21 protein-coding genes and 1 other RNA gene are annotated in these 23,632 nt (G+C 66.3%); 5 read left to right on the top strand and 17 right to left on the bottom strand.

Features of this window, described 5'->3' with window-relative positions; genetic code table 11:
- Nucleotides 1-64 precede the first annotated feature (64 nt).
- The 15 genes from cysM to gyrA all read right to left on the bottom strand — a co-directional run bounded on the left by cysM (nt 65) and on the right by gyrA (nt 16,683).
- Entirely contained in the window at nt 65-973 is a 909-nt protein-coding gene (cysM, locus tag JL37_RS07430; RefSeq protein ID WP_043543002.1) for a cysteine synthase CysM, read from the bottom strand.
- An 81-nt stretch (nt 974-1,054) separates the two neighbouring features.
- The gene (locus JL37_RS07425) at nt 1,055-1,549 is read right to left on the bottom strand and encodes a DUF655 domain-containing protein (protein WP_043543001.1); all 495 of its coding nucleotides are present in this window, start codon (nt 1,547-1,549) and stop codon (nt 1,055-1,057) included.
- Between the two features lie 194 nt (nt 1,550-1,743).
- Nucleotides 1,744-2,733, bottom strand: coding sequence for an ADP-glyceromanno-heptose 6-epimerase (gene rfaD / locus JL37_RS07420; RefSeq protein WP_043543000.1), 990 nt, complete (start codon nt 2,731-2,733; stop codon nt 1,744-1,746).
- Nucleotides 2,730-3,671 (bottom strand): D-glycero-beta-D-manno-heptose-7-phosphate kinase, encoded by a 942-nt coding sequence (gene rfaE1, locus JL37_RS07415; RefSeq protein ID WP_052096923.1) that lies wholly within the window; start codon nt 3,669-3,671, stop codon nt 2,730-2,732. The genes rfaD and rfaE1 overlap by 4 nt, the downstream gene beginning before the upstream one ends.
- Nucleotides 3,668-4,882 (bottom strand): lipopolysaccharide assembly protein LapB, encoded by a 1,215-nt coding sequence (gene lapB, locus JL37_RS07410; protein ID WP_043542999.1) that lies wholly within the window; start codon nt 4,880-4,882, stop codon nt 3,668-3,670. Before lapB ends, rfaE1 begins: the two co-directional genes overlap by 4 nt.
- A 60-nt stretch (nt 4,883-4,942) precedes the next feature.
- Complete coding sequence (locus JL37_RS07405; protein ID WP_043542997.1) at nt 4,943-5,257, bottom strand: lipopolysaccharide assembly LapA domain-containing protein; 315 nt, start codon at nt 5,255-5,257, stop codon at nt 4,943-4,945.
- A gap of 161 nt (nt 5,258-5,418) precedes the next feature.
- Nucleotides 5,419-5,778, bottom strand: coding sequence for an integration host factor subunit beta (locus JL37_RS07400; RefSeq protein ID WP_043542995.1), 360 nt, complete (start codon nt 5,776-5,778; stop codon nt 5,419-5,421).
- Between the two features lie 3 nt (nt 5,779-5,781).
- Nucleotides 5,782-7,494, bottom strand: coding sequence for a 30S ribosomal protein S1 (rpsA, locus tag JL37_RS07395; RefSeq protein ID WP_043542994.1), 1,713 nt, complete (start codon nt 7,492-7,494; stop codon nt 5,782-5,784).
- Between the two features lie 228 nt (nt 7,495-7,722).
- Nucleotides 7,723-8,415 (bottom strand): (d)CMP kinase, encoded by a 693-nt coding sequence (gene cmk / locus JL37_RS07390; RefSeq protein WP_043542992.1) that lies wholly within the window; start codon nt 8,413-8,415, stop codon nt 7,723-7,725.
- A gap of 30 nt (nt 8,416-8,445) precedes the next feature.
- Nucleotides 8,446-9,768 carry a 3-phosphoshikimate 1-carboxyvinyltransferase gene (aroA, locus tag JL37_RS07385; RefSeq protein WP_043542990.1) on the bottom strand — a complete coding sequence of 441 codons (1,323 nt, stop codon included), beginning with the start codon at nt 9,766-9,768 and terminating at the stop codon, nt 8,446-8,448.
- Nucleotides 9,769-9,773: 5 nt separating this feature from the next.
- The gene (locus JL37_RS07380) at nt 9,774-10,676 is read right to left on the bottom strand and encodes a prephenate dehydrogenase/arogenate dehydrogenase family protein (RefSeq protein ID WP_156124243.1); all 903 of its coding nucleotides are present in this window, start codon (nt 10,674-10,676) and stop codon (nt 9,774-9,776) included.
- A complete protein-coding gene (gene hisC / locus JL37_RS07375) occupies nt 10,673-11,794 on the bottom strand; it encodes a histidinol-phosphate transaminase (protein ID WP_043542989.1) in 1,122 nt (373 codons plus the stop codon). The genes JL37_RS07380 and hisC overlap by 4 nt, the downstream gene beginning before the upstream one ends.
- 11 nt (nt 11,795-11,805) lie before the next feature.
- Entirely contained in the window at nt 11,806-12,891 is a 1,086-nt protein-coding gene (pheA, locus tag JL37_RS07370) for a prephenate dehydratase (RefSeq protein WP_043542988.1), read from the bottom strand.
- On the bottom strand, nt 12,884-14,014 hold the full coding sequence (gene serC / locus JL37_RS07365) for a 3-phosphoserine/phosphohydroxythreonine transaminase (RefSeq protein ID WP_043542987.1): 1,131 nt from the start codon (nt 14,012-14,014) through the stop codon (nt 12,884-12,886). The genes pheA and serC overlap by 8 nt, the downstream gene beginning before the upstream one ends.
- Nucleotides 14,014-16,683 carry a DNA gyrase subunit A gene (gene gyrA / locus JL37_RS07360; protein WP_043542985.1) on the bottom strand — a complete coding sequence of 890 codons (2,670 nt, stop codon included), beginning with the start codon at nt 16,681-16,683 and terminating at the stop codon, nt 14,014-14,016. Before gyrA ends, serC begins: the two co-directional genes overlap by 1 nt.
- Before the next feature lie 414 nt (nt 16,684-17,097).
- Between gyrA and ompA the strand changes: the two genes are divergently transcribed.
- The 5 genes from ompA to ssrA all read left to right on the top strand — a co-directional run bounded on the left by ompA (nt 17,098) and on the right by ssrA (nt 21,246).
- A complete protein-coding gene (gene ompA, locus JL37_RS07355) occupies nt 17,098-17,691 on the top strand; it encodes an outer membrane protein OmpA (protein WP_043542983.1) in 594 nt (197 codons plus the stop codon).
- A gap of 148 nt (nt 17,692-17,839) precedes the next feature.
- Entirely contained in the window at nt 17,840-18,568 is a 729-nt protein-coding gene (gene ubiG / locus JL37_RS07350) for a bifunctional 2-polyprenyl-6-hydroxyphenol methylase/3-demethylubiquinol 3-O-methyltransferase UbiG (RefSeq protein WP_043542981.1), read from the top strand.
- Complete coding sequence (locus JL37_RS07345; RefSeq protein ID WP_043542978.1) at nt 18,565-19,245, top strand: HAD-IA family hydrolase; 681 nt, start codon at nt 18,565-18,567, stop codon at nt 19,243-19,245. The genes ubiG and JL37_RS07345 overlap by 4 nt, the downstream gene beginning before the upstream one ends.
- 343 nt (nt 19,246-19,588) lie before the next feature.
- On the top strand, nt 19,589-20,767 hold the full coding sequence (locus tag JL37_RS07340) for an MFS transporter (RefSeq protein WP_043543058.1): 1,179 nt from the start codon (nt 19,589-19,591) through the stop codon (nt 20,765-20,767).
- A gap of 90 nt (nt 20,768-20,857) precedes the next feature.
- Nucleotides 20,858-21,246: a transfer-messenger RNA gene (ssrA, locus tag JL37_RS29950) on the top strand.
- A gap of 90 nt (nt 21,247-21,336) precedes the next feature.
- Here ssrA and JL37_RS07335 read toward each other — a convergent pair.
- On the bottom strand, nt 21,337-22,386 hold the full coding sequence (locus tag JL37_RS07335) for an NAD(P)-dependent alcohol dehydrogenase (RefSeq protein WP_043542976.1): 1,050 nt from the start codon (nt 22,384-22,386) through the stop codon (nt 21,337-21,339).
- A 52-nt stretch (nt 22,387-22,438) separates the two neighbouring features.
- Nucleotides 22,439-23,566: an MFS transporter gene (locus tag JL37_RS07330; protein WP_043543057.1), complete on the bottom strand. Its 1,128-nt coding sequence runs from the start codon at nt 23,564-23,566 to the stop codon at nt 22,439-22,441.
- Nucleotides 23,567-23,632 lie beyond the last annotated feature (66 nt).

The following is a 23,632-nucleotide window of genomic DNA, read 5'->3' as shown; positions in this document are numbered from 1 at the left end:
GGCGCAGGAAAACGAAAACGCCCGGGCGACGCTTGCCCGGGCGTTTGATTTACGTGCGTTCAGTTCAGTTGAATACGCCGGTGGAAAGATAGCGGTCGCCGCGGTCGCACACGATGAAGACGATCGTGGCGTCGTTGACGCGCTCCGCCACGCGCAGGGCGGCGACCAACGCACCGGCCGAGGAAATCCCGCCGAAGATGCCTTCCTCCGCCGCAAGCCGCCGCGCCATGACCTCGGCTTCCGATTGCTGGATGGATTCATAGGCATCCACTCGGCTGCGGTCGAAGATCTTGGGCATGTAGGCTTCGGGCCACTTGCGGATGCCGGGAATCGACGAGCCTTCCGCCGGCTGCGCGCCCACCACCTGAACGGCGGGGTTGCGCGACTTCAGGTAGGTCGACACGCCCATGATGGTGCCCGTGGTGCCCATTGCGCTCACGAAATGCGTAACGCGGCCTTCGGTCTGGTTCCAGATTTCCGGACCGGTGGTCTCGATGTGGGCGCGGGGATTGTCGGGGTTGGCGAACTGGTCCAGGACCAGGCCGCGGCCGTCGGCCTGCATCTCGGTGGCCAGATCGCGAGCGTATTCCATGCCGCCCTTGTCGGCGGGCGTCAGGATCAGCTCGGCGCCGTAGGCGGCCATGGCCGCGCGGCGTTCCACCGAGAGGTTATCGGGCATGATGAGGATCATGCGATAGCCGCGCATGGCTGCCGCCATGGCCAGCGCGATGCCGGTATTGCCGCTGGTGGCTTCGATGAGGGTATCGCCCGGCTTGATGTCGCCGCGCTCTTCCGCGTGCTTGATCATCGACAACGCGGGGCGGTCTTTCACGGAGCCCGCGGGGTTGTTGCCCTCCAGCTTGGCCAGGATGACATTGCCCCGCGCGGCGCCCGCGGCCCCGGGGATGCGCTGCAGGCGCACCAGCGGCGTGTTGCCGACGGTCTGCTCGATAGTGGGATAGGTAGTAGTCATGCGGATGATGATAACTCCGCCTGGCGGCAGGCGGCGCGAAAAGCCGCGCTCCCGCCAGGGCTTCCCCGCCGGACCGCGCCGTCAAGGCCTGGGGCGGGCCGGCGCCCGTGGCGCGCCGGGCGAGGCTGCGGGGGGGCTGGCGGCAGGCTTGGCCGCCGCGGCGGCGGCCCCGGCCGGTGTCGGCGCCTGAGCCCCCGCCGGGCCGACCTGCAATCCCGCGGCCTGCAGGGCCTGGGCCTTTTTCGCGCCGATGCCTCGCACGCGTTCAGCCAGATCGTCCAGCGATTCGAACTTGCCGCCGCGCTCGCGCTCCCGCACGATGATCTCGGCGGTGCGGGGGCCTATGCCCCGGACGGCCTCCAGTTGCTGCGCGCTCGCCTGGTTCACGTCCACCGCATGCGCCGGCGATGCTGCAAAGCCCAGCCCCGCCATCATGAGCAACGCGCCCAGCGCTCGCCGCAAGGCACGCGGCGCGGGCCTGGCGCCCGGCCTGCGCGCCAGCCCTGGCCGGCGCGCGCCGCGCCACCGCGAGGACGGGGAAGGCTGCGCCGCGGCGGAATGTAGAAACGGATTCATGGATGCCTCCTGAAGAATGGGCGCAACGGGTGTTGGGCCACGCATCGATCATGCCCGCCCCTCCGTCCTTCGGACCTGACGGTGAACGGAAACATCCACCCCGGCAAGCCGCCACGAAATCCGGCCCTGCGAGCCATACAGGCAAAAAAAACCACCGGCCGGCCGGTGGTTTTTCCCGAAGCGCATTGACGCCCTTACTTGCGGGCGCGCCAGTAGCGCACATACTCCGACACGCCGGTTCGCACGTCGCGCATCGGCGCCTGGAAACCCGCCGCGCGCAGACGCGAGACATCAGCCTGGGTGTAGCTTTGGTAGCGGCCTTTCAGGTCGTCCGGGAACGGGATGTAGCGGATGAGGCCCTGTTCGACCAGCTGCGCCAGCGTCAGCTCGGCCTCGCCGCGCTCCGCGCGCAGCGCATTGACCACGCCGGCAGCCACGTCATTGAACGGCTGGGCCCGGCCCGTGCCGCAATTGAAGATGCCGGACTGCCCGGGGTGGTCCAGGAAATGGAGGTTCACGGCGACCACGTCCTCGACGGAAATGAAATCGCGGCTCTGGCCGCCGTCCGGATAGCCGTCCCAGCCCGCGAACAGGCGGACATGGCCGTGCTCCAGGAACTGGTTCATGTTGTGGAAGGCCACCGAGGCCATGCGGCCCTTGTGCTGTTCGTGCGGGCCGTAGACGTTGAAATAGCGCAGGCCCACCACCTGGGCGGTCAGGCTGTCCATGCGCCGGCGCAGCACCTGGTCGAACAGCAGCTTGGAATAGCCGTAGACGTTCAGGGGGCCTTCGTTGGCGGGATCCTCGACGTAGACCGACGAGCCGCCGTAGACCGCCGCGGAAGAGGCGTACAGGAAGGGGATGCGACGCGCCTGGCAGAATTCGAACAGCTCGAGCGTTACCCGGTAGTTGTTGTCGAGCATGTAGCGGCCGTTGCGCTCGGTGGTGTCGGAGCATGCGCCCTGGTGCAGCACCGCGCGGATTTCCCCGATGCTGCCGTCCGCGATGCGCCGGCGGAAATCGTCCTTGTCCAGGTAGTCGGCGATCTTGCAGTCGACCAGATTGACGAATTTGTCGCCCTCGGTCAGGTCATCGACCGCGATGATGTCCTCGATGCCGCGGCGGTTGAGCCCGCGCACCAGGTTGCTGCCTATGAAGCCCGCGGCTCCGGTAACGACGATCATGAGGATTCTCCTGCCAGTTCGGCGGCGGTGACGACGGACGTGCCCAGCTTGCCCACGGCGATGCCGCCGGCCCGGTTGGCCCAGGCCATGGCGTCCGCCCACGGCAAATCAATGGCGCGCGATACCGCCAGCGTGGCCAGCACGGTATCGCCGGCACCGGACACGTCGAACACCTCGTGCGCCTGCGCGTCGATGTGGTCGCGTCCCGCATCGGTAAATAAAGTCATGCCCTGCTCGGAACGCGTCACGAGCAAGGCCTCCAGATCCAGGTCGGCGCGCAGCCGCTGCGCGCGATCGGTCAGTTCTGCCTCGGAATTCCAGCGGCCCACGGCTTGCTGCATTTCCGACCGGTTGGGGGTGACAAGGGTGGCGCCGCGATAGCGGGTGTAGTCATCGCCTTTCGGGTCCACCAGCACCGGAATACCGGCGGCGCGAGCCAGCACGATGAGGGCTTCCACCCGCGTCAGCACGCCCTTGGCGTAGTCGGACAGCACGACGATGTCGTGGTTGGCCAGGTGGCGGGCCAGCGCGGCGTCCACGCTGTCCAGCGCGGCCTGGGCCGGGTGTTGCTCGAAATCGACCCGCAGCAATTGCTGCTGCCGGCCCAGCACGCGCATCTTGAGCGTGGTGTGCAGGGACGGGTCGGTGATCAGTTCCGCCTGGATGCCCGCCTCGGTGGACAGGCGTCGGACGCTGTCGCCCGCCTCGTCTTCGCCCAGGACGCCCACGAGGGTCACGTGCCCTCCCAGCGCCGCCACGTTGCGGGCAACGTTCGCGGCGCCGCCCAGGCGGTCTTCGCGGCGGGCGACCCGCACCACGGGGACCGGCGCTTCCGGCGAAATGCGTTCGACCTCGCCGAACCAGTACCGGTCCAGCATCACGTCGCCTACCACGAGAACGCGGCTATGCGAGATGGCTTCGGCGGGAAAAGAGTTCATTCAAGTTCTTCCAGGCGGCGCGGCGCGTAGGTTTCCCAGGCATTGCAGCCGGGACATTGCCAGTAAAAACGACGCGCTTGAAAACCGCAACTACGGCATGCGTAGCGGTCCAGCCGCTGCGTATGCTTGTGGATCAGGCTGCGCAGCAGCGTCAGGTCGGCGCCCGGCACGGGGCCATGGTCGGCGTTGCCCTCACCATTGGCCAATTCGGCTTCCAGCAGTCGATCCAGGCCCAGCAGGGAAGGATGGCTGCGCAAGGCGCCCCGAGCGAAGGTCCATGCCGGCGCGGCCCCCTTCTGGACGCGCAGCTCGCGGAACAGCACATTGAAGAGATCCAGGGAGGCGTGGCGCTCGTACTGCTTCTGCAGCACTTCCAGCCCGGCTTCGGCCTGGTTGGCGGTGCGGTAATTGGCCAGCACCTGCTCCGCGACGAGGCCGGCGTATTCCGGAGCGTCGGTCATGACCGACTCCAGGTACAGCCGTTCGCGCTTCGGATCCTGTTCGATGAGGGCCAGCCTGGCGCGCAGCATCGCCGTGCGCACCATGCCGCCCCGGCTCGAGGTGGCCTCGATGGACGACAGCGCGTGGTCGGCGGCGTCCAGCGCCTTGTGGGCGGCCTCGATGTCGGCCGGCTTGGACGCCAGCGCGGACTGCGCCTGCTCGCAGTAATAGTGCACGATCTGCGGCACCGGCTCGTCGACCAGGCCCTGCAGCGTCTTCACGGCCTCGATCGCGCGCGGCCAATCATGTTCGGATTCGAAGATGCGGATCAGCGAACGCAGCGCCGGCAAGGCGTAGCGGGTGTCCTTGAGCTGCTCGAAGCCGCTTTCCGCGCGGTCCAGCATGCCGGCCTTCAGGAAGTCCTGGGCCAGCTCGTGCTGGGCGTGCTCGCGCTCGGCGGCGGGCAGGTCCGAGCGGTTCAGCAGGCTTTGGTGCACGCGGATGGCGCGCTCCATCTCGCCGCGGCGGCGAAACAGGCTACCCAGCGCGAAGTGCAGCTCGGTGGTTTCGGGATCCAGCTTGGCGACTTCGACGAAGGCGTCGATGGCGCGGTCAGGCTCCTCGTTGAGGAGGAAGTTCAAGCCCCGGAAATACGAATCGGGCAGGCTGCGGGTTTCCCGCAGCATCTGCCGGATGTCGAAACGCGCGGCCAGCCAGCCCAGCGCAAACAGCACCGGCACGAAAATCAACCACCAAGGTTCAAAATCCACTGTTCGGGCTCTTGCGGTAAGTCGGTGCGGAAAAAACGAGCTGCGGGGTACGCAGCGGCATCAGAGCGGCGACATCGGAGCGACGGCCTCGGGCGGCACGACGGGCGTGGTGCCATTGACGGCGGCCTGCACGCGATCCAGTTCGCGGCGCAGGCGCATGGCCTCGCGGCGGCGGCGCATGGCGGCGGGCACGGTCAGCAAGAGGCCGAACAAGGCTCCCAGCACGAAAACGACCAGCATCACGACGATGAGCGGGACGTCCTGCACCACGTAATCGGCGTAGAACTTCACCGCAACGGGATCGGTGTTCTTCAAGGCGAACATCAATACCGCAACAAACACGAGCAATCGCAGGGCCCAGACTAGGTAGCGCATGGCGCATGCTCCTAAGAATTCAAGACTTTCAATTGTAAGCGACGTCTCCCGCCTCCCGTGAAAAAAACCCGATTGCGGGCGCCAAAAACAAAGCCCCTTGATCGCTCAAGGGGCTTTGTCCGCGGTCGGATCCGCCCGAAGGCAGCCATTCAGCCGTGCCGTCAATGCATGGCGTGCAGACTCGCCATCGACGGCATCGGTTCACTCGATCCAGTGGATTGAGCGTCCTCGTCATTGCCGCCGGCCAGGTCGACCCGCTCACGCAATTCCTTGCCCGCCTTGAAGTGCGGCACCTGTTTTCCAGGCACCAGCACCTGCTCGCCGGATTTCGGGTTGCGCCCAATGCGGGGAGACCGCTGCGACAGCGAAAAGCTGCCAAAACCGCGGATCTCGATGCGCTGGCCCGAGGCCAGGGCCTGGGTCATTGCATCGAGCACGGTCTTGACCGCGTAATCGGTGTCGCGGGCGGCCAGCTGAGGATAGCGGGCCGCCAAGGCGGCGATCAGCTCCGACTTGGTCACGAATTAACCGTCGTTGCGCTGTTGGTCCAGCTTGGCCTTCAGCAGCGCGCCGAGGTTGGTGGTGCCGGACGAAGCGCTGGCATCGGACATGCGCTGGATCGTTTCGGCGGTCTCGGCGTTGTCGCGGGCCTTGATCGACAGCTGGATCGAACGCGTCTTGCGGTCGATGTTGACGATCATGGCTTCGATGTTCTCGCCGGCGCTCAGGACGGTGGTGGCATCTTCGACGCGGCCCGAGGAGATCTCGGAAGCGCGCAGGTAGCCTTCGACGTCCACGGACAGCGTCACGACGGCGCCCTTGGCTTCGACGGACTTGATGGTGCCCGGAACAACGGCGCCCTTGTCGAAGGTGGCCACGAAGTTGTTGAAGGGGTCGCCTTCCAGCTGCTTGATGCCCAGCGAGATGCGTTCCTTGTCGGTATCGATGCCCAGAACCACGGCTTCGATCTCGTCGCCCTTCTTGAAGTTGCGCACGGCTTCTTCGCCAGCTTCCGTCCACGACAGGTCGGACAGGTGGACCAGGCCGTCGATGCCGCCGGGCAGGCCGACGAACACGCCGAAGTCGGTGATCGACTTGATGGCGCCGCGGACCTTGTCGCCACGCTTGAAGTTGGTGGCGAACTCTTCCCACGGGTTCTGGCGGCACTGCTTCATGCCCAGGGAGATACGACGACGGTCTTCGTCGATTTCCAGGACCATGACTTCGACTTCTTCGCCCAGGGTCACGACCTTGCGCGGATCGACGTTCTTGTTGGTCCAGTCCATTTCGGACACGTGGACCAGGCCTTCGATGCCGGCTTCGACTTCAACGAACGCGCCGTAGTCGGTCAGGTTGGTGACCTTGCCGAACAGGCGGGTGCCTTGCGGGTAGCGGCGAGCCAGGCCCACCCACGGATCTTCGCCCAGTTGCTTGACGCCCAGGGAGACGCGGCTCTTTTCCTGGTCGAACTTGAGCACCTTGGCTTCGACTTCCTGACCCACTTGCAGGACTTCGGAGGGGTGACGCACACGGCGCCAGGCCATGTCGGTGATGTGCAGCAGGCCGTCGATGCCGCCCAGGTCCACGAACGCGCCGTAGTCGGTGATGTTCTTGACCACGCCCTTGACCACAGCACCTTCGTGCAGGGTTTCGAGCAGCTTCTGGCGCTCTTCGCCCATGCTGGCTTCCAGCACCTGGCGACGCGACAGCACGACGTTGTTGCGCTTGCGGTCGAGCTTGATGACCTTGAATTCGAGGGTCTTGCCTTCGTACGGGGTGGTGTCCTTGACCGGACGCAGGTCCACCAGCGAACCCGGCAGGAACGCGCGGATGCCGTTGGTCATGACGGTCAGGCCGCCCTTCACCTTGCCGGTGATGGTGCCGGTAACCAGCTCGCCGTTTTCCAGGGCCTTTTCCAGTTGCAGCCAGGCCGACAGGCGCTTGGCGCGGTCACGCGACAGGATGGTGTCGCCGTAGCCGTTTTCCAGGGAATCGATGGCCACCGAAACGAAGTCGCCGGGTTGCACTTCGAGCTCGCCCTGGTCGTTCAGGAACTCTTCCAGGGGGATCAGCGCTTCGGACTTCAGGCCGGCGTTGACGACGACGAAGTTGTGGTCGACGCGCACGACTTCGGCGCTGATGACCTCGCCGGACTTCATGTCCTGGCTCTTGAGGCTTTGTGCGAAAAGGTCGGCGAAGCTTTCGCCGCCGGTGGCGGTAGTGGAAACGGAAGACATGGGGTTGAAATCCATTGGGCCAAAATGGCCGTTAAATACACACCGCAGCGGATTGCCCGCCACAGTGGAGTCAAAATACCTGTTTGCCGGTTCGCCCTTGCGGGGTGGCCCGTGGGGGTTGCGCCAAGCTTGAACAGGGCCGATAAAAAAATCAGAAAACTGCTTGTGGATCCCCGAAGGGACCAGGAATCCGGGGGCAGGAACCCGGCTGGGCCGACCCTGGAAGGGTCAGCGGCCGGCCGAGGCGCGCTTCCAGAAATCCAGTATTGCCTGCACCGTTTCCGCAACCGTCAAATCAGACGAATCCAGCACGTGTGCATCCGCTGCAGGAGCCAAGGGCGCCGTAGTCCGCCCCATGTCGCGGGCGTCCCGCTCGCGCATATCCTGAAGAAGGTCATCTAGATTAGCAGAAATTCCCTTTTCGATCAACTGCTTACAGCGCCTCTCGGCCCGCGCGACCACGTCGGCGACCAGGAACACCTTCAGGGGGGCGTCGGGAAACACTACCGTGCCCATGTCCCGTCCGTCCGCCACCAGGCCCGGAGGCAGGCGAAAGGCGCGCTGGCGCTCGAGCAGCGCCTGGCGCACGCCCGGAAAAGCCGCCACGCGGGAGGCGAAATTGCCGACTTCCTCGCGGCGGATGTCGTGGCCGACCTCCCTGCCCTCCAGATAGACATGGGGGCCGTCGAAGCGCACGTCCAGCCTTTCGGCCACCTGGGCCACGCCGGGTTCGTCGTCGGCGGACAGGCCGCGGCCGAGCGCTGCCAGGGCGGTCAGGCGGTAGAGCGCCCCGCTGTCGAGCACGGCCCAGCCCAGCGCCTTGGCGACGCGATGGGCCACGGTGCCCTTGCCGGACGCGGTGGGGCCGTCGATAGCGATGACGGGGACGGCGGAGAAGTTTTCGGAGGAAATCGAAGTCATGGGCACATCCGCGAGGGAGTGGACCCGGCCCTAGGCCTGGACCAGTCCCGCGTAAACATCAAAATAACCCGGGAACGTCTTGCTGACGCAACCCGGATCGAGAATACGAACAGCCGACGGGCCGAAAGCCGCCAGCGAGAAGCACATCGCCATGCGGTGGTCGTCCCAGGTGCCGATGTGCGCGTCGCGCCAGCCGTCCCGGGCGGGCGGCGTCACGCGCAGCCAATCCGGCCCCGATTCCACCTGGGCGCCCAGCTTCGCCAGCTCGGTCTGCATGGCATGGATGCGGTCGGTTTCCTTGACGCGCCAGCTGCCGATGTTGCGCAGGCGGCACGGGCCGTCGGCGTACAACGCCAGCGCGGCCGCGGTCATGGCGGCATCGGGAATCAGGTTGAAATCGGTGTCGAAAGCCTTCAGGCGCTCGCCCTGGGCCACGCGCGCGCCCGACACCTCGATCCAATCGGGGCCGTAAGTCACGCTGGCGCCCATCTCGGCCAGCGTGCCGGCAAAGGCGACGTCGCCCTGGATGCTGTCCGCGCCCACGCCCGTCACCCGCAGCGGACCGCCTCCGATCGCGCCCAGCGCGAGGAAGTAGGACGCGGTTGACGCGTCGCCCTCGACGGCGATCTGCCCCGGGCTGCGGTAGGACGCCCCCCCGTCGATGACGAAGCGGCTCCAGCCATCGCGCCGCACCTGCACGCCGAAGCGCGCCATCAGGTTCAGCGTGATCTCGATGTACGGCTTGGAAATGAGTTCGCCCACGACCTCGATCGTGACCGGCTTGCCGCTGCCGCGCGCCTGCAGCGGCGCGGCCAGCAGCAAGGCCGTCAGGAACTGGCTGGACACCGATCCCTGCACTCGCGTCACCGCATTCTCGGCGATGTCGCCGCGGCCGATATGCAGTGGCGGATAGCCCGGCTGGCCCAGGTAATCGATGCGCGCGCCCAGCGCCCTCAGCGCCTCGACCAGGTCGCCGATGGGGCGTTCGTGCATGCGCGGTACGCCCGACAGGCGGTATTCGCCGCCCATCAGCGCCAGGGCCGCGGTGAGCGGGCGGATGGCGGTGCCGGCATTGCCCATGAACAGGTCCGCGCTTTCCACGGGGAAGCGCGGCACGCCCTGCACGGTGACGCGGCCCGCATCCAGTTCGGACACCTGCACGCCCAGCTGGCGCAAGGCAGCCAGCATCACACGCGTATCGTCCGAATCCAGCAGCCCGGTAATGGCCGTGCTGCCTTCGGCGATCGCAGCCAGCAGCAACACGCGGTTGGAAATGCTCTTGGAGCCCGGCAGGGCCATCACGCCCCGCGCGTGCCGCACGCGCGGCAGATCGAGATAAGGCAAAGCGCCCATGTCAGCTACTCCTTGCGCCAGTTGCGGCGCGCGCGGGCCGCCGTGTCCAGCAGCGTCAACAAAGCCGCGCCGTCGCCGTCGGCGATGGCGCGTTCGGCACGGTCCAGCACGGCGCGGACGTCGGCGAGTTCGGCCAGCATCGCATCGCGGTTGGACAGGAAGATATCGCGCCACATCTCCGGCGAACCCGCCGCGATGCGCGTGAAGTCGCGGAAACCGCTGCCCGCCAGGTCCAGGCGGGTCCCGGAGTCGGCGGCCGAGGCCACCTGCTCCATGTAGACCGCCGCCAGCAGATGCGGCAAATGGCTGACGGAGGCCAGCACCCGGTCGTGGACGTCGGCGTCCATGTCGATCACCTCGGCCCCGCATGCCAGCCATGCCCGGCGCGCCGTGTCCAGCGCCGCCGAGCCGTTTTCAGGCAAGGGCGTGAGGATGACGGTGCGCTTGCGGTAGAGATCGGCGTCCGCCGCCTCCGGCCCCGTGCGCTCGGCGCCCGCGATGGGGTGGCCCGGCACGAACTGGCCGATCCGTTCGCCCAGGGCGGCGCGTGCCGCCTCGACCACTTCGGCCTTGGTGCTGCCGGCGTCCGTGAGCACGGCGCCGGTGCGCAGATGCGGGAGCATGCGCGACAAGGCGTCCGCCAGCCCGCCCACGGGCGTAGCCAGCAGGATCAGGTCCGCGCGGGCGGCCGCTTCTTCCAGCGGCACGGCCTCGTCGATCAGGCCCAATTCGAGCGCGCGCGCCAGGGACTGCGGATTGCGGCCCGCGCCCAGCACCCTGCCCGCCTGCCCGGCCTTGCGCAGCGCGGCGGCGAACGATCCGCCGATCAGGCCCACGCCAACGATGGCCAATACAGGAATCAGGGGGCCAGCGGCCCCCTGATCGGAAGACAGTGAAGCGCCGTTCATTCGGACAGGATGGCGGTCAGGGCGTCGATGAAGCGCTGATTCTCTTCCGGCAGCCCGATGGACACGCGCAGCCACTCAGGCAGGCCGTCGCCCGCCACCGGACGCACGATCACGCCGCGCTTGAGCAGTTCGAGGTTGATGCGCGGCGCGTCGCCGACATGGACCAGCACGAAGTTGCCGTAGCTGGGCACGTAGCGCAGCTTCAGGCGATCGAACGCGGCGCACAACTGCGCCTTGCCCGATTTGTTCGAGGCATAGGCCTCTTCGAGGTAGGCGGCGTCGGCCAGCGCGGCCACGGCGGCGGCCTGCGCCAGCGTGTTGACGTTGAACGGCTGGCGCACGCGGTTCAGCAGGTCGGTCAGGGCCGGCTGCGCGACCGAAAAGCCCACGCGCAGGCCGGCCAGGCCGTAGGCCTTGGAGAAGGTGCGCGACACGATCAGGTTCGGGTAGCGGCGCACCAGCTCCGTGCTGTCGAAGCGGAATTCGGGATCGAGGTATTCGTTGTAGGCCTCGTCCAGCACCACCGTGACACGGTCGCCATGAGCGGCGTGCACGCGCTCCAGGAATGCCGCGATCGCGTCGCCCGGCACGAAGGTGCCGGTCGGGTTGTTCGGGTTGGCGATGAACAGCAGGCGCGTGTCTTCCGCGATGGCGTCGAACATCGCGTCCAGGTCGTGTCCGTATTCCTTGGCGGGCACCACGATGTGGCGCGCGCCGCGAGCCTGGGTGGCAAGGCGGTAGACGGCGAACGAGTGTTGCGCGTACACGGCGGACACGCCGGGCTCCAGCAGCGCCAGCGCCGCGATTTCCAGGATGTCGTTCGAGCCGTTGCCCAGCGTGATCCAGTTCATGGGCACGCCGTAGCGCTCGGCCAAGGCCGCCTTCAGGTCGAAACCGTTGGGGTCAGGGTAGCGCGCCAGCGACTCGGCGGCGGCCAGCATGGCCGCGCGCGCCGACTTGGGCATGCCGAGCGGGTTTTCATTGGACGCCAGCTTGACGATGCCGGCCGGATCCAGCCCGAACTCGCGGGCCAGTTCTTCGATGGGCTTGCCCGCCTGGTAAGGGGCGATGGCGCTGACGTGCGCCGGGGCGGCGAGGGGCTTGGATGCGGTGGTCATGTTGTGGAGACTCACGATGCCGGGTAGGAACCCAGCACTTTCAGGTAAGCGACCTGCGCCTGCAAGGCAGCAAGCGCGCGCTCGACGTTGGGATCACTGCGATGGCCCAGCACGTCGACATAAAAATAGTATTCCCACTGGCCGGTACGGGCGGGCCGGGACTCGAAGCGCGTCATCGATACGCCATTGGCCGCCAGCGGAGCCAGCATTTCGTAGACCGCGCCCGCGCGGTTCGGCACGGCCAGGATCAGGCTCGTCTTGTCCTGCCCGCTGACCAGCGGCTCGATGCTGCCGATGGCCAGGAAGCGGGTGCGATTGTGGGGATCGTCCTGGATGCCCGCGGCAACGACCAGCAGGTTCCAGGCGGGCGCGGCCACCTCGCCCGCGATGGCCGCGATGCTGGGGTCGGACGCGGCCGCGCGCGCGGCTTCGGAGTTGCTGGAGGCGGCCACGCGGGCCACGTCGGGATAGTTGCGCGTCAGCCAGCCCTGGCACTGGGCCAGCGCCTGCGGATGCGCGGAAATGGTCTTGATGCCGTCCATGCTGCCGGACTGCGACATCAGGCAGTGGCGGATCACGAGCGAGCGTTCGCCCAGTATCTTGAGCGGCGTGTTCAGCAGCAGGTCCAGGCTGCGGTTGACGGCGCCTTCGGTGGAGTTCTCCACCGGCACCATGCCCACGTCGGCCTGGCCCGCCTCGACGGCGCGGAAGACCTCGTCGAAGGACGCGCACGGCAGCTTCTGCACGGCATGGCCGAAATGCTCCATGGCCGCCTGTTCGGAGAACGAGCCTTGCGGCCCCAGGAAGGCGACAGTCATGCCGCGCTCCAGGCCGCGGCAGGCCGAGATGATCTCGGTCCAGACCGCCGCCACGCCCGCGTTCGGGAACGGACCGGGATTGGTCTGCTGCAGGCGGCGGATGACCTCGGCTTCGCGCTCGGGGCGCAGCACGGGACCATCGGCATTCGCGGCGTGCTTGGCCTCGCCCACCTCCAGCGCGGCGCTCGCGCGCTGCGTCAGAAGATCGAGGATCTGGGCGTCCAGCGCGTCGATGCGCTGACGCAGGGGGAGCAGCTTGCGCTGCAGGTCATCATCCATAGCGACGCTCGAATTCCTTCAGGTACTCGACCAGCGCCGTCACCCCTTCCAGGGGCACGGCGTTGTAGATGGAGGCGCGCATGCCGCCCACGCTCTTGTGGCCCTTCAACTGCGTCAAACCGGCCGCGTCCGCGCCTTGCAGGAAGGCGTCGTTGAGCGATTCGTCGCGCAGCACGAACGGCACGTTCATGCGCGAGCGCACGGGGGCATGAATGGGATTCCGGTAGAACGAGGTGCCGTCCAGGTAGCCGTACAGCAGGTCTGCCTTGGCTTTGTTGGCGGCTTCCATACCCGCCACGCCGCCGTTGGCCTTGACCCACTTGAACACCAGGCCGGCGACGTAGATCGCGAAGGTGGGCGGCGTGTTGTAGCGCGAGTGCTCGGCGGCCACGTTGGCGTAATCGAACGCGGATGGGCAGATCGGCAGGGCATTGCCGATCAGGTCGCGGCGCGCGATGACGACCGTCACCCCCGCCGGGCCGGCGTTCTTCTGCGCGCCCGCATACAGCAGGCCGCAGCGCGTCACGTCCATGGGCCGCGACAGGAAATGCGAGGAAGCGTCGACGACCAGCGGCACGTCGGGCGCGCCGAGCTCGGCGGTGTCGGGCCAATCCATGAACTCGACGCCGCCGATGGTTTCGTTGCTGCACAGGTGCAGGTAGGCCGAATCCTTGCGCACCTGCCAGGTGTCCACCGGCGGCACCCAGGTCAGCGGCGCCTGCTCGCGGCCGTCCAGCTCAATGGCCTGCTCGCTGCTTGCCGCCAGGTGGGTGCTGCCGTAACGCCCGGCTTCCTTGTATGAACGCTTGGACCAGTGGCCCGTCACGACGAAATCGGCGGCCGGCGTGCCGCGGCGCCCCATGAGGTTCATGGGAACGATGGCGTTTTCCCCGGAACCGCCGCCCTGCATGAACATGACGGCGTAGTCCGCCGACAGCCCGAGCAGTTCGCGCAAGTCCGATTCGGCTTCGTCGCAGATTTGCACGAAGTGCTTGCCGCGATGGCTCATTTCCATCACGGACATGCCGCTGCCGTGCCAGTCCAGCATTTCCGCAGCGGCTTGCTGCAGCACCACCTCGGGCAAGGCCGAGGGGCCTGCCGAGAAGTTCCAGGGGCGGGCCATTATTGCTCCGTAGGTTCCGTCGAATCCGTCGTGTCCGCCGCGCCGTTGCCGTCGTCGCCGTCCGTGTCCTGGTCGTCCGCGTCCAGGTCGCCGTCATCGTCCGCGTCGCTTTCCACGACCCGGCGCACGCCCGACAGCGAGCTGCCGTCGTCGACGTTGATGAGCGTGACGCCTTGCGTGGCGCGACCCATTTCACGGATTTCCGAGACGCGGGTGCGCACCAGGACGCCGCCCGTCGTGATCAGCATGATCTCGTCGGAAGGCATGACCAGCACGGCGCCGACCACCTTGCCGTTGCGCGAGCTCGTCTGGATGGCGATCATGCCCTTGGTGCCACGGCCGTGGCGCGTGTACTCGGTGATCGGCGTGCGCTTGCCATAGCCGTTCTCGGTGGCGGTCAGCACGCTTTGAGTTTCGTCGCCTGCAACCAGCAGCGCGATCACGGTCTGGGTGTCTTCCAGCATCATGCCGCGCACGCCCCGGGCGTTGCGGCCCATCGGGCGCACGTCGTTCTCGTCGAAGCGCACGGCCTTGCCGGCGTCGGAGAACAGCATGACGTCGTGCTTGCCGTCGGTGAGGTCGGCGCCGATCAGGTAGTCGCCGTCGTCGAGGTCCACGGCGATGATGCCGGCCTTGCGCGGGTTGGAGAAGTCGGACAGCGGGGTCTTCTTGACCGTGCCGCGCGAGGTCGCCATGAACACGTAGTGGTCTTCGCTGAATTCCTTGACCGGCAGCACCACGGTGATCTTCTCGCCTTCAGCCAGCGGGAACATGTTCACGATGGGCTTGCCGCGGGAGTTGCGCGTGCCTTGCGGCACTTCCCAGACCTTCAGCCAGTACACGCGGCCGCGGTTGGAGAAGCACAGCAGGAAGTCGTGCGTATTGGCGATGAACAGCTGGTCGATCCAGTCGTTTTCCTTCATCGCCGTGGCCTGCTTGCCGCGTCCGCCGCGCTTTTGCGAGCGGTATTCGGACAGCGGCTGACTCTTAATGTAGCCGCCGTGCGACAGGGTCACGACCATGTCGGTCGGCGTGATCAGGTCTTCGGTGTCGAGCTCGGTGGCGTTGAGTTCGATCTCCGAACGGCGCGTATCCTTGGCGCCGGTGGAGAATTCCGCCTTGATGGCCTGCAGCTCTTCGCCGATGATCGTGGTGATGCGCTCGGGGCGGGCCAGGATGTCGAGCAGGTCGGCGATGGTGGACATGATGTCCTTGTATTCGCCGACGATCTTGTCCTGCTCCAGCCCGGTCAGGCGTTGCAGGCGCATGTTCAGGATTTCCTGGGCCTGCGTGTCGCTCAGGCGGTACAGGCCGTCGCCCTGGAGGCCGAACTCGGCGCCCAGGTCGTCCGGCCGGAAGGCAGCGCGGCCTCCCGGCGTATCGCCGTCGGCGCGCGACAGCATCTCGCGCACCAGGGACGAATCCCACGACTTCGCCATCAGTTCCTGGCGGGCGACCGGAGGGGTCGGCGCCGCCTTGATGATGGCGATGAAATCATCGATGTTGGCCAACGCCACGGCCAGGCCTTCCAGCACGTGGCCGCGTTCGCGGGCCTTGCGCAGCTGGAACACGGTGCGGCGCGTGACCACTTCCCGGCGATGCTGCAGGAAGTAGTCGATCATCTGCTTCAGATTCAGCAGGCGCGGCTGGCCGTCGACCAGCGCCACCAGGTTCATCCCGAAGGTGTCCTGGAGCTGCGTGTTCTTGTACAGATTATTGAGGACGACCTCGGGCACCTCGCCGCGCTTGAGCTCGATCACCAGGCGCATGCCGTCCTTGTCGGACTCATCGCGGATATCCGAGATGCCTTCGATCTTCTTGTCGTTGACGAGCTCGGCGATGCGCTCCTGCAGCGTCTTCTTGTTGACCTGGTAGGGAATCGCGTCGACCACGATGGCCTGGCGATTGCCCTTCTCCATGTCTTCGAAGTGGGTCTTGGCGCGCATGATGACGCGGCCGCGGCCCGTGCGATAGCCTTCGCGCACGCCGGACATGCCGTAGATGACGCCGCCGGTGGGGAAATCAGGCGCCGGGATGAGCTCCATGAGCTCATCGACCGAGCACGCCGGATTGCGCAGGCAGTAAAGGCAGCCGTCGACCACTTCCTGGAGGTTGTGCGGCGGAATATTGGTGGCCATGCCCACCGCGATGCCCGAGCTGCCGTTGACCAGCAGGTTGGGCAGGCGCGACGGCAACAGCAGCGGCTCTTGTTCGCTGCCGTCGTAGTTGGGGCCGAAATCCACCGTTTCCTGGTCGATGTCCGCCAGCAGTTCGTGGGCGATCTTGGCCAGGCGGATTTCGGTGTAACGCATCGCCGCGGCGTTGTCGCCGTCGATGGAGCCGAAGTTGCCCTGGCCGTCGACCAGCATGTAGCGCATGGAGAAATCCTGCGCCATGCGGACGATGGTGTCGTAGACGGACTGGTCGCCGTGGGGGTGGTACTTACCGATGACGTCCCCGACGATACGCGCCGACTTCTTGTAAGCGCGGTTCCAGTCGTTGTTCAGTTCGTGCATCGCGTAGAGCACGCGCCGGTGGACGGGCTTGAGGCCGTCCCGCACATCCGGTAGCGCCCGACCGACGATCACGCTCATCGCGTAATCGAGGTAACTGCGGCGCATCTCTTCTTCCAGCGATACCGGAAGCGTCTCCTTGGCAAAGGAATCCATATATATAACGACAGAATCGTGTAAGGAGGAACCCGGGCCGGGTAAACAGGAAATTCTATCATTCGATTCACGGTGCGGTCAGAAGGGCCGCACGAAGAGCCGCCCCGGCAAGCCAGGCCGGACAAGATCCGGACACATCCGTTGGCTCGTCCGCCCGCGCCCTGCGGGCCTGTTGTCAAAAACCAACATGGAAAACGGATGGAGTGCCGAAAACGTCATATCCAGCGTTAATGCGCCTGTCCAGGGAAGCCAAAGCCCCCCAAATGCCTTAAGATTGTTTCCAGCACGCAGGAAACCCAGTAGCTATTCCTTTGAACCAGCTCTTGGCGTTGCTATACTGGCCCCGTTTTCCTGATATGCGGCGGGGGTTCGCTGCGAGTCACTTATCCAGCTTCAAGCTCAACGAGGAGAAACATGAACAAACCCTCCAAATTCGCTCTGGCGCTCGCCTTCGCCGCCGTCACGGCCTCGGGTGTAGCCTCGGCCCAGTCCTATCCCGAGACGGTGGACAACTGGCGCAATCCGTTCGGTGACGTTTGGAAGAACGGCACGAACGAATTGTGCTGGCGCGATGCGTTCTGGACCCCGGCCACCGGCATCCCCGGTTGCGACGGTGTTCCGGTTGCACAGCAGAAGGCGAAGCCGGCCCCGATGGCGGCAAAGGTCGTGTTCAACGCTGACACGTTCTTCGACTTCGACAAGTCGACCCTGAAGCCCGAAGGCCGCCAACTGCTGGACCAAGTCGCCCAGCAAGCCCGTGGCATCGACCTCGAAACCATCATTGCTGTTGGCCACACCGACTCGATCGGCACTGAAGCCTACAACCAGAAGCTGTCCGAGCGCCGTGCCGCTTCGGTCAAGAGCTACCTGGTCAGCAAGGGTATCGACCCCAACCGTATCTATACGGAAGGCAAGGGCGAGCTGAACCCGATCGCTTCCAACAAGACGAAGGAAGGCCGCGCCCAGAACCGTCGCGTTGAGATCGAAATCGTGGGTAGCCGCAAGTAATTGCCGGACTAGCTACAATAAAAGGGCCTCGCATAGCGAGGCCTTTTTTTCGCCGCCGGCGCACCCATTTGGTGCAACGGCGCGCGCCCTCCTCGCCTAGCGCGACGGACCCCTCTATATATAGAGTCGCTTTTCGCTGGACCCGCCCATGACCACGCAAACTCACGACACCGCCCGCCCCGCCGTCAATGCCGACCAGGCCGAACTGGACAAGTTCGGCGCCCTGGCCAGCCGCTGGTGGGATCCCGAAAGCGAGTTCAAGCCCCTGCACGCCATCAACCCGCTGCGCCTGGAATGGATCCAGGAGTGCGCCGGCAGCCTGGCGGGCAAGACCGTGCTGGACGTGGGCTGCGGCGGCGGCATCCTGTCCGAGGCCATGGCGAAGAGCGGCGCCGAAGTGACCGGCATCGACCTGGCCGACAAATCCCTGAAGGTGGCCCGCCTGCATGGGCTGGAATCGGGCGTCAAGGTGGACTACCGCAAGGTTCCCGTCGAGGAGCTGGCGGCGGAACGGCCCGGCCACTACGACGTGGTGACCTGCATGGAGATGCTGGAACACGTGCCGGATCCCGCCTCCATCGTGCGCGCCTGCTCCGCCCTGGCCAAGCCGGGCGGCTGGGTGTTCTTTTCCACCCTGAACCGCAACGCCAAGTCCTTCCTGTTCGCCATCGTGGGCGCGGAATACGTCCTGCGCCTGCTGCCCCGCGGCACCCACAGTTACGAACAGTTCATCAAGCCCAGCGAACTGTCCGCCGCGGCCCGCGGCGCCGGCCTGGAACCGGTCAGCATGCGCGGCATGGAATACAACCCCATCACCCAGATCTACACCCTGTCGTCCGACACTTCGGTCAACTACCTGATGGCTACACGCAAATGAGCGCCCTGATCCTGTTCGACTTCGACGGCACGCTGGCCGATACGGCCCCCGACCTGGCCGCCGCAGCCAACCGCCAACGCACCCGCAAGGGCCTGGAACCGATGGCGTACGAGGCCCTGCGCCCAGTCGCCTCCCAGGGCGCCCGCGGCCTCCTGCGCGTGGCGCTGGGCCTGGCCCCCGGCGATCCCGACTACGAGCCCACCCGCCTGCAGTTCCTGGAAGACTATGCAGCCAGCTCCACCGTGCACAGCAAGCTGTTTCCCGGGATCGGGGCACTGCTGGCCGACATCCGCCGCCGCGGCCTGTCCTGGGGCATCGTCACCAACAAGGTCACCTACCTGACCCTGCCCATCGTCGAATTCCTGGACCTGACGCGCGACAGCGCCGTGCTGGTCTGCGGCGACACCACGGCGCATTCCAAACCGCACCCCCTGCCCCTGCAGCATGCGGCCCGCGAGGCAGGCTTCTCGGTCGAGCGCTGCGTTTATGTCGGCGACGACCTGCGCGACATCCAGGCGGCTCACGCGGCGGGCATGCCCGCCGTGGCGGCCGCGTACGGCTATGTCGGCGAAGACGACAACATCACCGCCTGGGAGGCGGAAACCTGCGCCAACTCCCCCGCCGAACTCTGGTCCGCCATCGAACCGCTGCTGCCCCGCGACCTGCGCCAGGCATAAGACGGGGCCACCCCTCGGGCCGCCCCTCGACCCGCCAGGACTGGCGCCGTCCAGGAAAAATTAGTCGGACAAGCCGAATAATCTTTCCGGAATCGACGCCTTTATCCTGAAACTCCAGTCACTTAAAGTGTGACTCATGCACGGCGCCGGGATGTTCCCGGCGGCCATCCCGGCTGACGCCGGCGTTGCGGGCGATGCCGCCCGCAGCCACAAATCTTCCGCGCCCACGCCTTTCGGCTCAAGCGCTGTGCCGGACGCCCAGCGCCACGGCCACCAGACCTTTTCTGTCATTCACAACGCCTGTCCGCGCGCCGCAGCCCTACGCCGCGCCAAAGGATTGCCCATGCTATTGCCCATTCTTCTGCTTTCCGCCGCCGGCTTCACCATCCTGACCACGGAATTCCTGATCGTCGGACTATTGCCCGGCCTGGCCCGCGACCTGAACGTCACGGTATCCCAGGCCGGCCTGCTGGTGTCGCTGTTCGCCTTCACGGTGGCGGCGACCGGACCGCTGCTGACGGCGCTCATGGCCAACATCGAGCGCAAGCGGCTCTTCATTGGCGTGCTGGTGCTGTTCGGCCTGTCCAACGCGCTGGCCGCGGCGGCGCCGAACATCTGGGTCATGGCGATCGCCCGCTTCGTCCCCGCGCTTGCCCTGCCCGTCTTCTGGTCGCTGGCCAGCGCCACGGCGGTGGAGCTAGTGGGCCCGGCGCGGGCCGGCCGCGCCATCTCCACCGTCGCGTTCGGCATCGTCGCGGCCACGGTGTTCGGCATTCCCATCGGCGTGCTGATTTCCGACGCCTTCGGATGGCGCGCCGCCTTCGCGATACTGTCGGGCGTGGCGTTCGCCAAGGCGCTCCTGCTGCTGTTCACGTTTCCCAGCACCCGTATCCGGGCCGACAGCGTGAAGCTCATGACGCATTTGCGCATCCTGCGCAACCCGCTCGTGGTCGGCCACGTTCTGCTGTCGCTGCTCGTCTTCACCGGCATGTTCACCGCCTATACCTATCTGGCGGACATGCTGGAGCGGCTTGCCGGCTTCAACGGCCAGATCGTCGGCTGGACGATGATGGCCTTCGGCGCGGTGGGACTCATCGGCAATACGCTGGGCGGCCGCATGGTGGACCGCAGCCCGCTGGGCGCGACCGCTCTGTTCTCTTCGCTGATGGCCGCCGGCCTGGCGGCCCTGGGTTCCGTCATGACCTCGCACGGCCTGCTGGCCGTGGCGCTGGGTGTCTGGGGCATTGCGCAGGCCGCGCTGTTCATCGTGTGCCACGTGCGCCTGATGAAATCCGCGCCGGAGGCGCCGGCCTTCGCCGCGTCCCTGAATATCTCGGGCGCCAATATCGGCATCGGGCTGGGCGCCGTGGTCGGCGGGAACGTCATCGACCAGTACGGCCTGGGCTCCCTGGGCTGGGCGGCGGCCATCATCGTCGCCATTGCCGTCGGCCTGGCCTTTCTGCTGATGGGCGCGTCGCGCGCCCGCCCCCAGCCCAAGGCGGCCTGCGCCAATGCCGCCTGACGCCCGGATGTGTCCCCGGCGCCACGCTACCGCAGGCAGGCGCCGGGAGTGCAGCAGGCTATGGCGTTTACCAGTACAATAGAGCTTCTTGGGGCCGATCCGGATTCGACGTGGGTCGCGAAACAACTCAGGGCATGCCGAGCACCAGTACGCTCGTTAAACCACTGGAACACTACAAACGCCAACGACGAGCGTTTCGCTCTCGCCGCTTAAGCGGTGAGCCGCTGCACTGATCTGTCCTTGGGTCAGGCGGAGGAAGGTAACTTCCTAGGGGGGCAACCCTCGAACCGCAGCAGCGACATTCACAAGGAATCGGTTTGAACTGGGGTCACACGGTTCAAATTTAAATTACGTGAATCGCTCTGGTCCGGCCTGTCGGTTGGCTAAGTCCAGGGTTAAAACCAAATAAATCGACTACGCATGTAGAACTGGTTGCGGAGGGCTTGCGGACGGGGGTTCAATTCCCCCCGGCTCCACCAAATTGGCAAGTCTCGATAGGCGTAATGCCCATCGACGCAAAAAAAGCCGCCTGGCATTACGCCTGGCGGCTTTTTCTTTTGCCCGATGGATCAAACCGCGAGCGAAGCGCAATCCATCACGAAGCGGTACTTCACATCGCCTTTGAGCATGCGCTCATACGCCCCGTTGATCTGGTCGGCGCGGATCATTTCGATGTCCGCGACGATGCCATGCTCGGCGCAGAAATCCAGCATTTCCTGCGTCTCGGGAATGCCTCCAATCATCGAGCCCGCCAGGCTGCGGCGCTTCATGATCAGGTTGAACACGTCCGGCGGCGCATGCGGGGTGGCGGGCGCGCCCACCAGCGTCATCGTGCCGTCGCGCTTGAGCAGCGCGAAGAACGGGTTCAGGTCGTGAGGCGCGGCCACGGTGTTCAGGATGAAATCCAGGCTTTGGGCGTGGGCCGCCATCTGGTCCTCATCGCGCGAGACGACGACCTCGTCCGCCCCCAGCGCCCGGGCGGCGTCGCGCTTGGACTCCGACGTAGTGAACGCCACCACGTGCGCGCCCATGGCGTGCGCCAGCTTGATGCCCATGTGCCCCAGGCCGCCGATACCGACCACGCCGACCTTGTGGCCGGGCCCGACGTTCCAATGCCTCAGCGGCGAATACGTGGTGATGCCGGCGCACAGCAACGGGGCCGCCGCGGCGAGCTGCGATTCAGGATGGCGGATGCGCAATACATAGCGTTCGTGCACCACGATCTGCTGGGAATAGCCGCCCAGCGTATGGCCAGGCGTATCGGCCGTGGAGCCGTTGTACGTGCCGACCATGTGGTCGCAATAGTTCTCCAGCCCGTCGTCGCAATCGGCGCAATGCCGGCAGCTGTCGACGATGCAGCCCACGCCCACCAGGTCTCCCGCCTGGTAGCGCGACACATGCGCGCCCACCGCCGTGACGCGGCCCACGATCTCGTGGCCCGGCACGCAGGGATAGAGCGTGCCCGCCCACTCAGCGCGCACCTGGTGCAGGTCGGAGTGGCACACGCCACAGTAGGCGATCTGGATCTGCACATCGTGCACGCCCGGCGCGCGGCGCGTGATATCCAGCGATTCCAGCGGCTTGTCGGCGGCATGGGCGCCGTAGGCTTTGATGGTCATGAAGATTCTCCGGAAAACAGATAGACGGAAGAGGATGGACGGCCCGGCGGCGTCAGGCTTTCCCCGCTTCCGAACGCGAGGTCAGCAAAACCAGGGCCGCCGCGGCCAGCAGCATCGCCGCGCTGGCCGCGAAAGCGCCCTGGTGGCCGTAGCGGTCGAACAGCAGCCCGCCCGCGGTGGAGCCCAACGCGATGGACAGCTGGATCATCGCCACCATCAGCCCGCCGCCGGCCTCGGCCTTGTGCGGGAACGTGCGGGGTACCCAGGCCCACCAGCCCACCGGCGCTGCGGTAGAGACCAGCCCCCAGAAGCCCAGCAAGGCGACGACGATGGCCGTGTTCCCGCCAAATGCGGTCAAGGCCACGGCGATGGCGGCCATCAGCAAGGGAATCGCGATCAGCGTGGCATAGAAGCCGCGCTTGAGCACGGCGCCAATCAGCATGGTGCCGGCAAAACCCGCCACGCCGATTACCAGAAGCACCAGTGTAATGGCGGGAACATCCATGCGAGTCGCCGTTTCGAGAAAGGGGCGCACATAGGTAAATAGCGTGAATTGGCCCATGAAGAAAACGCCTACCGCGAGCATTCCCAGCGCGACCACCCTGCTGCGAAACAGCTGGAATGCGTTGCCCGAGGCGGCGCCCCGCTCCGCAATGGGCATGGACGGCAGGCTGATCCACTGCCAGATAAAGGCGACGAACGCCACGGGCACCAGGCAGAAGAAGGCGCCGCGCCAGCCGATGACGGAGCCCAGGTAGGCGCCCAGCGGCGCCGCAACCACGGTGGCCAGCGCATTCCCGCCATTGAAGATGGCCAAGGCGCGCGGCACCTGGGCGGCCGGCACCAGCCGCATGGCCGTAGCGGCCGACATGGACCAGAAGCCTCCCACCACCACGCCGATCAGCGCGCGGCCGAACATATACGTGAAATAACCGGGCGCCAAGGAGATGACCGCGCCCGATAGCGCCATCAACGCGGTCAGGCCCAGCAATAGCGTTTTGCGGTTCAAGCTGCCTGCCAGGGCCGAGATGAACAAGCTCGTGACCACGGCGAACGCGCCGGAAATGGCAATGCCCCGCCCCGCCATCCCTTCCGTGACATGCAGCTCCGCCGCCATCGGCGAAAGCAGGCTCACCGGCATGAACTCGGAAGCGATCAGCGCGAAGACGCAAAGCGTCATCGCGAAGACGCCGCTCCAGTGCGCGGCTTTCTGTCCGGCAGGCTGCTGGGCGCCGGCGCCGCCAGC

Source organism: Achromobacter sp. RTa (genome assembly GCF_000757485.1).
Taxonomy (GTDB): domain Bacteria; phylum Pseudomonadota; class Gammaproteobacteria; order Burkholderiales; family Burkholderiaceae_B; genus Achromobacter.
This window is presented reverse-complemented; position numbering and strand designations above follow the sequence as displayed.

Excerpts from the sequence above, each read along its gene's own strand:
- hisC (WP_043542989.1), bottom strand. The coding sequence starts at position 11,794 with ATGACCACCGCATCCAAGCCCCTCGCCGCCCCGGCGCACGTCAGCGCC.
- rpsA (WP_043542994.1), bottom strand. The coding sequence starts at position 7,494 with ATGTCTTCCGTTTCCACTACCGCCACCGGCGGCGAAAGCTTCGCCGAC.
- cysM (WP_043543002.1), bottom strand. The coding sequence starts at position 973 with ATGACTACTACCTATCCCACTATCGAGCAGACCGTCGGCAACACGCCG.
- rfaD (WP_043543000.1), bottom strand. The coding sequence starts at position 2,733 with ATGATCGTCGTTACCGGAGCCGCGGGCTTCATAGGCAGCAACCTGGTG.
- JL37_RS07380 (WP_156124243.1), bottom strand. The coding sequence starts at position 10,676 with ATGAACGGCGCTTCACTGTCTTCCGATCAGGGGGCCGCTGGCCCCCTG.
- JL37_RS07330 (WP_043543057.1), bottom strand. The coding sequence starts at position 23,566 with ATGACGCTTTGCGTCTTCGCGCTGATCGCTTCCGAGTTCATGCCGGTG.
- JL37_RS07425 (WP_043543001.1), bottom strand. The coding sequence starts at position 1,549 with ATGAATCCGTTTCTACATTCCGCCGCGGCGCAGCCTTCCCCGTCCTCG.
- ompA (WP_043542983.1), top strand. The coding sequence starts at position 17,098 with ATGAACAAACCCTCCAAATTCGCTCTGGCGCTCGCCTTCGCCGCCGTC.
- pheA (WP_043542988.1), bottom strand. The coding sequence starts at position 12,891 with ATGGATGATGACCTGCAGCGCAAGCTGCTCCCCCTGCGTCAGCGCATC.
- aroA (WP_043542990.1), bottom strand. The coding sequence starts at position 9,768 with ATGGGCGCTTTGCCTTATCTCGATCTGCCGCGCGTGCGGCACGCGCGG.
- gyrA (WP_043542985.1), bottom strand. The coding sequence starts at position 16,683 with ATGGATTCCTTTGCCAAGGAGACGCTTCCGGTATCGCTGGAAGAAGAG.
- rfaE1 (WP_052096923.1), bottom strand. The coding sequence starts at position 3,671 with ATGAACTCTTTTCCCGCCGAAGCCATCTCGCATAGCCGCGTTCTCGTG.
- JL37_RS07335 (WP_043542976.1), bottom strand. The coding sequence starts at position 22,386 with ATGACCATCAAAGCCTACGGCGCCCATGCCGCCGACAAGCCGCTGGAA.
- cmk (WP_043542992.1), bottom strand. The coding sequence starts at position 8,415 with ATGACTTCGATTTCCTCCGAAAACTTCTCCGCCGTCCCCGTCATCGCT.
- JL37_RS07340 (WP_043543058.1), top strand. The coding sequence starts at position 19,589 with ATGCTATTGCCCATTCTTCTGCTTTCCGCCGCCGGCTTCACCATCCTG.
- ubiG (WP_043542981.1), top strand. The coding sequence starts at position 17,840 with ATGACCACGCAAACTCACGACACCGCCCGCCCCGCCGTCAATGCCGAC.
- JL37_RS07405 (WP_043542997.1), bottom strand. The coding sequence starts at position 5,257 with ATGCGCTACCTAGTCTGGGCCCTGCGATTGCTCGTGTTTGTTGCGGTA.
- JL37_RS07345 (WP_043542978.1), top strand. The coding sequence starts at position 18,565 with ATGAGCGCCCTGATCCTGTTCGACTTCGACGGCACGCTGGCCGATACG.
- serC (WP_043542987.1), bottom strand. The coding sequence starts at position 14,014 with ATGGCCCGCCCCTGGAACTTCTCGGCAGGCCCCTCGGCCTTGCCCGAG.